Origin of the sequence: Prosthecobacter sp. (assembly GCF_044232965.1) — a bacterium.
Classification (GTDB): Bacteria; Verrucomicrobiota; Verrucomicrobiia; order Verrucomicrobiales; family Verrucomicrobiaceae; genus Prosthecobacter.
This window is the reverse complement of record NZ_JBIIKX010000041.1, coordinates 44,025-52,739: the sequence shown is the minus strand read 5'-3', so window position 1 is coordinate 52,739 and position 8,715 is coordinate 44,025. Positions and strand designations below refer to the sequence as shown.

Annotated in this window: 7 protein-coding genes; 2 read left to right on the top strand and 5 right to left on the bottom strand. The window is 60.6% G+C overall.

All coding sequences use genetic code 11. The features are described from left to right. From ACILSI_RS16700 to ACILSI_RS16690, 3 genes are all read right to left on the bottom strand, one after another. Positions 1–747: sulfatase-like hydrolase/transferase (locus ACILSI_RS16700; protein ID WP_395723036.1), on the bottom strand; the 747-nt coding region annotated here is incomplete at its 3' end. 33 nt (positions 748–780) lie between these two features. Then, positions 781–2,223, bottom strand: coding sequence for an arylsulfatase (locus ACILSI_RS16695; protein ID WP_395723035.1), 1,443 nt, complete (start codon positions 2,221–2,223; stop codon positions 781–783). After that, positions 2,220–3,482, bottom strand: a complete 1,263-nt coding sequence (locus tag ACILSI_RS16690; protein ID WP_395723034.1) for a hypothetical protein — start codon at positions 3,480–3,482, stop codon at positions 2,220–2,222. Before ACILSI_RS16690 ends, ACILSI_RS16695 begins: the two co-directional genes overlap by 4 nt. A gap of 133 nt (positions 3,483–3,615) precedes the next feature. Here ACILSI_RS16690 and ACILSI_RS16685 point away from each other — a divergent pair, with 133 nt between their 5' ends. Together ACILSI_RS16685 and ACILSI_RS16680 are read left to right on the top strand one after the other, a co-directional pair. Continuing rightward, on the top strand, positions 3,616–4,371 hold the full coding sequence (locus ACILSI_RS16685) for a helix-turn-helix domain-containing protein (RefSeq protein WP_395723033.1): 756 nt from the start codon (positions 3,616–3,618) through the stop codon (positions 4,369–4,371). 45 nt (positions 4,372–4,416) lie between these two features. After that, a complete protein-coding gene (locus ACILSI_RS16680) occupies positions 4,417–5,661 on the top strand; it encodes a glycoside hydrolase family 2 TIM barrel-domain containing protein (protein WP_395723032.1) in 1,245 nt (414 codons plus the stop codon). Here the strand turns inward: ACILSI_RS16680 and ACILSI_RS16675 are convergent. Together ACILSI_RS16675 and ACILSI_RS16670 are read right to left on the bottom strand one after the other, a co-directional pair. Then, positions 5,648–7,390 carry a zinc-dependent peptidase gene (locus tag ACILSI_RS16675; RefSeq protein WP_395723031.1) on the bottom strand — a complete coding sequence of 581 codons (1,743 nt, stop codon included), beginning with the start codon at positions 7,388–7,390 and terminating at the stop codon, positions 5,648–5,650. The genes ACILSI_RS16680 and ACILSI_RS16675 overlap by 14 nt on opposite strands. Further along, positions 7,387–8,628, bottom strand: coding sequence for an NAD(P)/FAD-dependent oxidoreductase (locus ACILSI_RS16670; RefSeq protein WP_395723030.1), 1,242 nt, complete (start codon positions 8,626–8,628; stop codon positions 7,387–7,389). Before ACILSI_RS16670 ends, ACILSI_RS16675 begins: the two co-directional genes overlap by 4 nt. Positions 8,629–8,715 lie beyond the last annotated feature (87 nt).

Here is an 8,715-nt window from a genome sequence, read left to right as displayed (position 1 = left end):
TTCGAGCTTCCAATCCTTGAGCGCCGGGCCCTGGTTGCTGACCTGATTGTTGCCCATGTATTCACGCGGCAGGAACTCGGTGGGAATGCCGAGTGTGCGGTCATTCTCGATGAAACAAAACGGCGGCCAGTTTGGGATGTCGGTGCCGAAGTAGAGATCAAAGCCGCGCGTGCTTGGGCCCCCACCGATGGGCTTGGAGAAGATGTCACGCCACGCGGCGATCTGCTGCTCGGTGGCGATGGCTCCTGCAGCGGCGGCTTTCTTGTCGAGCTTGCTCGCTTCATCGGCGGGCTGCTTCGAAGGCGTGAGCAACGGACGCTGCTCCTTCGTGACCGGCCAATCCCAACCCAAGTGCCATTTGCCGATGCACGCGGTGCGATACCCCTGCTGCTTCGCCAGTGTGCCAATGGTCATGCGATCTGGCGCAATCAAAGGCTCGCCAAACACGCCGACGATGCCTCTCTGTAATCTCGTGCGCCAGTGATAACGCCCCGTGAGCAGTGTGTAGCGTGAAGGCGAGCATACGCCCGACGATGAGTGCCCGTCCGTGAAGCGCATGCCCTGAGACGCGAGCTTGTCGATGTTCGGCGTGGGGATCTTCCCCCGCTCGGGATTGTTGCAGCGCACATCACCGTAGCCGAGGTCGTCGGCGTAGATGACGAGGATGTTGGGTTTGTCTGCGGTGGCGGCAAAGGCCTGGGTGCACAAGAGGAGGCACGTTGTGAGGGCAGTGAGGCTTGTTTTCATGAGACGGGTGGATGTTGACGACTCGGCCAAATGTTACTCAGGACGTGTGACTGGGCTGGACTGGTCTTTCGCAAGCTGCTCAGCAAGGCGTTTGGCCTCGGCGGGACGTTGTTCGATGAGGTTTTCTTTTTCGCCGGGGTCTTTGGAGAGGTCGTAGAGAGCGGGACGGGCGGCGCTGCCGGCTTTCTTTTTGCCAGCGCCATACCAGCCATCAGCGAGGGCCAGATCAGGGATGTATTTCATGTGTCCGCTGCGGATGGCGAGGTCGCCATTCCCGCTCATGAGGACGAGGTGATCGCGTTTGGGAGCATCGCGATCGGCGAGGAGATTGTGGCTGTCTGGCAGGGCCTCTTTTGGCGGGGTGATGCCTGCGGCAGCGCAGATGGTGGCGGGCATGTCGAGCGTGGACACGAGATCCGTGGAGACGCCGGGCTGGATGCGGGCGGGCCAGCGGACGATGAAGGGCACGCGCACGCCGCCTTCCCAGAGCTGCGATTTTTTGCCGCGAAACGGTCCGGTGGGGCGATGGCCTTTTTCGTCGTTCAGATAGGCTCCGTTGTCGCTGCTATAGAGGATGAGCGTGTCTTTGGCGAGTCCGAGGCGATCGAGCGTCTGCAAAAGCTCGCCGATGGAGGCATCGAGCTCCTGCAGCATGTCCGCGCGAGGGGTGAGGCCGCTGGTGCCTGCAAAACGCGGACCGGGAATGGCGGGCGCGTGGACATTGTGAGGAGCGTAGAGCAGGAAGAAGCGCTGGTCCTTGCTTCGCTCGATGAACTGCACGCACTCGCGGGTGAGGGTGTCGGAGATTTCGGTGTCCTTCCACCACGCGGCCTTGCCACCCTTGCCCCAGCCGATGCGGTTGCGGCCGGCGGCCCAGGTGCTGAGCCCTTGGCTCTTCGCCACCGTTTTGTCGTAGCTGATGTGGATGGGATCGGCGGGATCGAGGCCCTGCACTCGGTGATTCCGCACAAACACGGTCGGAATGCGGTCATTCGTGGCCGGGATGCCGAAGAACTCATGGAAACCGATCTCGAGCGGGCCAGGTTTGAGCTCACCATTGTAATCGGGCTTGGTTTCACCGAAGCCGAGGTGCCATTTGCCGATGAGCGCGGTGCGATAGCCTGCATCTTTGAGCAAACCGGGCGCGGTGACCATGGTGGTGGGAATGAGCAGCGGTGCCTCGCCATTCGAGACACCTTTGTTCAAACCCGCGCCGTTCTGCCGCCACGAATACTGCCCGGTGATTAGCGAGTAACGTGTGGGCGTGCAAACGGCGGCGGAGGCGTAACCATTCTCGAAGCGCAAGCCCTCGCGGGCCAGGCGGTCGATGTGAGGCGTCTTCACCAACGTGCCGCCGTAGCAACCGGCATCGCCCCAACCGACGTCATCGGCGAGGATGACGAGGATGTTTGGCGCAGCGAATGCATGGCTGCAAAGCAGCGCCGAGATCGTGAGCAGTTGGAGAATGGGTTTCATGAGCGGTCGATGATGAAAGCTGGCCGTGAGAGCACGCCTTTCGACAGCGCGCCGTAGTGATCGGAGCGCCAGAAGTTCTTCAAATCGTCGGCGGTGATGAGTTGCAGGCCGGGTGTGGCCACGGCGGGATTGCACAGGATGTAGAGGTCGTCCTTCGCGATGTAGCCGCAGACATTGAGCGTGTGGCCGGCGCTGCCGTTCGGGTATTGAGGGCCGATGTATTTGAAATCGACGATCACAGGCCGTCCGGCATCGAGTTCGCTTTTGAGCATATTCGTGGCTTCGACGAAACCTTTGTCATCGGGTGTGTAGGTGACGAGTTTCCACTTTTGACCGATCTTCGCCGATGCATCGAGTAAGTGGCCCCAGTCCGTGCCGGTGCCGAGCGGTGACGGACATAGCTTTTTGTAATCCCAACCACCGAGTGTGTGCCCATGAAAGCGGGCGAAGATGGCGCAGGCCGTGCTGCCGCAGTTGTTGTAGCCTTGGAGGATGTGCGGCATCTGCACAAAGGCGAACTTGCCCGGTTCGCTTTTGCGCTGGCGATACTCGATGAGCTTCAAGAGGTCCGCGGCTTGCTGTGCGGAGGCGTTGCCGGAAGGCTGTGCAGGATGACCTGTGGGCGTGGTGGGGAAGAGTTTGGCGGCTTTGGTCCAGCTCGCTTTGGCAGCCTCGATCTCGCCTGCTTGAAAATGCAGCTCACCGAGAAAAACGAGCCCCGAGGGATCATTCAGCTCCGCCGCACGCTCGGCCAGCTTTCGTGCGAGAACGGGATCGGCGGGAATGCCTTCACCCGCATGATACGCCATCGCCGCGACGGCTGCGGCGCGGCCATGACCTCTTTCCGCCGCCTTCTTCCACCATTCGAGCGCCTTCGCGCAATCCTGCTCGGTGCCCTGCGCACCAAAGTAGCATTGACCGAGGTTGAAGGCAGCCTGCGCCGAGTCATTCGCGGCTGCTTTGAAATAAGCCAAGGCGATGGCTGGATTGCGTTTCACCACCGCGCCGCGCAGGTAGGCAAAGCCGACGAAGTCCATGGCATCCGCGTTTCCGGCATCTGCCGCCTTGTGCGCCCAGTGCATGGCCTCGGCATCGTCTTTGGTAATGCCTTTGCCATCGCGGAGACGAATGGCGAGATCGATCTGAGCTTTGGCATCGCCGCCTTTTGCCCGGCTTTGCAATTCGGTGATTTCATCGGCGGATAACTCGGCAATGCTCATGAGAAACGTGGCGAAAAGGATGCAAAAGCGGCGGTGCATGATCTGGTCATGATCGGCCAGGGACAGCTCCGATGTCTTGACCTTTCTGGCCGCCGCTACCGTCAAAAGCCGCACAAGGACAAAACGGGTGGCAAGCGGCACTCCTGCGGCCATTTTAGAGCATCCACACCGCATGAAAAAAGCTGCCGCAGCATTTCCAAGCATCCTTTCCCAGAAAGGCGCACTGCTCATGGACGCACGTATGATCGAGCAGATCGCCGACCTCATGCACGACACGGCTTTTTTCATCAAAGATGCCTCAGGACGTTATCTGGTGGTGAATCAATCGCTCGTCGAACGGCACGGGCTCAGGGACAAATCGCAAATGCTAGGCAGGCGGCCCTGCGATGTGTGCCCCGGCGACTACGGACGCATTCCCACCGAGCAGGATGAGCAGGTGCTGCGCACGGGGCAGCCCATCGTGGAGCGGCTGGAGTTGTTTTGGCGAAAACCCCATGTGCCGGTATGGGGCCTGACCAGCAAGCTGCCCATTCGCGATGCACGCGGCCAGGTGACGGGCCTCATTGGCATCTCGAAGGATCTGGTGGCGCCCGTGAGTCGTGACGATGTCTCGCCCGAAGTCGCGAGGGTGCTGCGCTATCTCGAAAGCGCTTACGATGACCCCGTGAGCCCCTCCTCGCTGGCACGAAAGGCGGGCATGACGGCGGCCCGCTTTGCCCGCGTGATCAAACGCATCCACGGCATCAGCCCCATGCAGTTGATCACGAAGACGCGCATCACCGTCGGCTGCCGACTGCTGCGTGAGACGGACGCCAGTGTGGCCCAGATCGCGCTCGACTGCGGCTTCTCAGACCACAGCGCCTTCACGCGGGCTTTTCGAGCCGTGACCGGCATGTCGCCGACAGAGCATCGCCGACTGGCACAATGATCGTGTCGTATTGCGCCGGTCAAAGCTACACACGATGAATCGCCCATGATCCGCCCGATCCTCACCTCGCTACTCCTCTTTGCCATCGCGACCACTCATGCAGTTGCGGAGGCTGTGCCGGTAAAAATCGTGCCGGGAGTCGGCATCACGCGAGGAGGTCAGCCTTATTCTGTCAAAGGCGCAGCGGGCGACAAGTATCTCGATGAACTCGTGGCCGCTGGTGGCAACAGCTTCCGCACCTGGACCACCGACGGCCTGCGCGAGATCCTTGATGATGCTCAAAATCGCGGCCTCACGGTTTGCGCGGGCATCTGGCTGGAGCCGGAGTGCAATTGGTTCTCGTATGCCAATGCCGAGCACTGCGCCCGACAGACGGAGCGTGTGAATAAGGCGGTCATCGAGCATCGTGATCATCCTGCGCTGCTGTTTTGGGGCCTGGGAAATGAAGCGGAGGGCGATGGCAAGAACGCCGCTTATTGGAAACAGCTCGAAGTGCTCGCCAAGACCGTGAAGGAGCTGGACCCTGCTCATCCCACCTTCACCGCCGTAGCTGGTCTCCAGTCTGATAAAGCGGCCGGACTCAACGCGCACACGCCGAGCCTCGACTTCATCGGCATCAACACCTATGCCGCGCTCAATGGCCTGCGCGGCTCCCTCGCAAAAGTCGGCTGGACACGCCCGTGGGTGGTCACCGAATACGGTCCGCGAGGCTTCTGGGAAAGCCCGCGTGCCCCATGGGGAGCGCCCATCGAGCAAACGAGCACCGAAAAGGCCCAGTTCATCCGCAAGGCGTATCAGGCCACCATTCAGCCCGGCGGCGACTGCTGGGGTGGTTACGTCTTCCTCTGGGGGCAAAAGCAGGAGGCCACATCGACGTGGTTTGGCATCTTCACCGAAAGCGGTGAATCCACCGCCGTGCGCGATGTGATGCACGAGTTCTGGAAACGCCAGCCGCCAACCGACCACGCTCCCGTGCTCACGCGTCTGATCAGCACCGCCGCCAAGAAAGAGATCGCGCCCTGCACCGAATTCACCGCGCAAGCCGAAGCGTCCGATGCTGATGGCGATCCACTGACCTACCAGTGGACTATTACCGCTGAGTCTGCTGGTCGGGATGAAAAAGGGCGCGAGCGTAAAACCAAGCCAATGCTGCAATGTGTCATCAAAACCGAAGCCAATGCCGCCACCTTTCACGCTCCCGAAAAACCCGGTCACTACCGCGTACACGTCCAAGTGACGGACAATCGCAAACGCGCCGCCACGGGGAACTTCCCGATCATGGTGAAGTGACCGGTTTAACTCCCCAGAGCCTCTCCAGCAGCTCGAACATTTCGGGATCGTGCTGCTTCAATTCGTCCCGCGTGAAGGGAAAAAAGTCATTCCGGCTGAAGTAGGCCTCCGTGCATTCGGCGAAGTATTCCTGCGGCGTGGTCATCGCGTAGGCCCGGTCCATGCGGCTGCGGCCCTCGCTGTCCCTGCGCTCCACGCGGTCATACTTTCCGCTCGCCTTCGCTTTCTCGTAGGCCGCTTTGATCTCCAGATTGCCGAAACTCATGCGCACCGTGCGGTTGTGGTAGGCATGCGCCAACTCATGCAGCGCAAAGTTCGGCATGCGGCGCGTCTCTTCCTCAAAGATGCGCACGTTAGTGAACTCCACCGCCTTCTCCATCGCCGGATCGCGTCCGTTGTCCTTCAACCAGCCCGCATCGGGATGAAACTCGGCGCGTGGATGCACTTTCGGATACTCGGGGTTGAACCACAGCGGCACCTTCCGCAGCTCAGTCACCGCCTTGGCCGGAACGACACGCACGATCTCATCGAGCTGTGCCCGGAGCAGTTGCATGGCCTTCTCCAGCGCCACCGCGTCGTCAAACAAGCGCGGGTGGATCTTCACCGTCCACCCCGCGATGAGACGCTGATCATGATCCTTTGCGCCCGTTGCCTTCTCAAAGCTCTTGCGCTGGTCCTGCTTGATCGCACCACGAGCCTTCATGAGCCGCTCAGGCCACACAAACTTCGGTGCCTTCGCCGGATCATAGCCAGCGAGGTGGCCCGTGAGCCGCGTTTGCGGCTTCGTGTATTTCAAAACGGTGTCGCCAAACACCTCGCGGCAGAGCGCGGCCAGTTTGGGGTCGTAGGCGATCAGTTCATCACGAGTATCGACGTGATTATGCTGCGCGTCGTTCTGCCGGTTGTTGTCGAACCAGCTCTGCACACCCTCCGCCCAGTATTCATGATGATTTGAGGAGGCATAGGCACCGCGCCAGAGCCCGGCCTTCATCGCCTCGTCAAAAGCTGCCTTCAGCCGCGTGTCAAATGTCGCGTCCACATTTGTCAGCCCGCGCAGGTGCATGTTGTGCGCGAACTCATGGATGAGGATGTTCTCCGTGTCATACGGATCGCCATCGTAGGCCAGCAGGTTCTCCTCTGCGCAGGAGCAAAACGGATCCTCCTCGCTGCCGCCGAGACCGCGTGCCCGCGCATCCCAGTATTCCTTCGCCGACAGCATCTGGAAGTCCTTCACCGGTTCCAAGTGCGCAAACTCCGGCTGGTCCGTCGTGAATTCATCATGCGCCAGGATGCACAGCCGCGCCCCGCTGGCCGTCATCGCGTCCCGCACATCTGAACGCTTCGCCAGCATCAGTTCCACGAGATAAACCGCCTCCTTCACCGCAAACGGACTCACCTTTGCCGACGCCACGATGGGAAACCCGCCCGCGCTCGCTCTCTGCGTGTAAAACGCTGGCACACCCCCGACTCGAAATGCCTGCACCCGCACTTTGCTGACCACCTCCGTTTCCTTTTCACCCTCCACGATCACAAACCGGTGCCCCAATGTCGTGCCAATGATCGAATGCTTCCCTGGCTCGATTTTGCCATTCGGCACCCGCTTCCCATCCGGAGCTAGCCAAAACACCTCCACGGCCTTTTCGCTCCCATTGATGATTTGCAGCTTCGGGCGGTCCAAAGCGAGCGCGGCCGTCGAAACAGCGAGAAAGGTTAGTGTGGTGATTTTCATGCGAAACGATCCGGTGACATCAAATCGAGCGTTACAGGCGACTTCTCGCCGCAGAGCACCTCGGCGATGATTTTGCCCGTCGCAGGCGCGAGGCTCAGGCCCATCATGGCGTGACCGGTGGCCACCGTGAGGTTCTTCCAGCGCTTCGTGCGGCCGATGTAGGGCATCCCATCTGGCGAAACCGGCCGCAGACCGCTCCAGGGCTTCACTTCGGCGAAGTCATTCTCTTCAAACGCCGGGAAATACTGCGGGAAGGCCCGCGTGATGCCGCGCACGCGGCGCTGCGTGATCGATTCATCGATGCCCGCCATCTCCATCGTGCCCCCGACGCGCAACGCACCCTCCATCGGCGTCACCGCGAGCCGCGCCTCGGTGCAGATGCTGCACAGCTCGGGAAGCTGCTTCGGATTCGCGAGCGTGAGGCTGTAACCTTTGCCGGCCTGCATCGGCAGCTTCAAATCAAGTTCCTTCGCCAGCTCCGCCGACCACACACCGCTGCACAGCACGATTTCGTGGCTCTCGACCTGCCCCTTTGAGGTGCGGACCGCTCGCAAAGCCCCTCCATCCACTTCAAAACCGCTCACTTCGGTCTCCCACAGCATCTCGACACCAAGTTTCACCAACTCTGCTTCGACAGCGGCAATGAAGCGTCCGGGGGTGAGGTGACAGTCTTTCGGGAAGAACACACTGCCGCACACATCCATGGTCACAGTAGGATCAAGCGCGGCAGTGGCATTGGCATCGAGCACCTCGGCGGGAATGCCAAGTTGTTTCGCCATTTCGGCCATGTGGGCTTCTTCATCGAGTGTCTGCTGCTTTTTGCACAGCATGAGCAATCCGCGCTTCACGAGGCCGAAGTCGAGTCCGATCTCTTCATAGCATTGGCGGCTCAGCAGGCTCAAATCTCTCAAAACCGGCGCGGCGGCATCGACACGGCCTTTCGTGGCCGCTTTCCAGAATTCGAGGCCCCACGTCATCAAATCGAGATTGAGCCTTGGTTTAATGTAGAAGGGCGATTCCGGATTACACATCCATTTGAGGCCTAGTTTGACCATCCCCGGTGCCGCGAGCGGGATGAAGTGACTCGGCACGATCATCCCCGCATTCCCAAAGGAGCATCCATCACGCTGACGCGGCTTTTGGTCGATGATCGTCACCCGCATGCCGCGCCGGGCGCAATAAAGCGCTGTGCAGAGGCCGATGACGCCCGCACCGAGGATGGTGACCTTTTTACTCATGTGAGCAGGCATCTAATCGGGCATCGGGGCAATCGTCTTGGATGCTTTGGCGGTTAGCGCCCGGATTTTTGCCAAGCGGAGACTCGA